Source organism: Alicyclobacillus sp. CIJ1 (assembly GCF_057538885.1).
On the sequence record NZ_BAAJPH010000049.1, the window covers coordinates 1 to 215 of the forward strand.

At 60.5% G+C, this 215-nt stretch carries 1 rRNA gene; it reads left to right on the forward strand.

Annotated elements, in window-relative coordinates:
* Positions 1-215: ribosomal RNA gene (locus AC27E8_RS00340) — 23S ribosomal RNA — on the forward strand; the annotation flags it as partial.

Genomic DNA, 215 nt, shown 5'->3' on the forward strand with positions numbered 1-215 from the left:
ACCCGCGGTTAGACGGAAAGACCCCGTGGAGCTTGACTGTAGCCTGATATGGGACAACGGTGTTCCATGTACAGGATAGGTGGGAGACGGAGAAGCTTGGGCGCCAGCCTGAGTGGAGTCGGCGTTGGGATACCACCCTTGGGACACGGTTGTTCTAACCGGCCTTGTGAGGACGCGAGGCGGGACAGTGTCAGGCGGACAGTTTGACTGGGGCG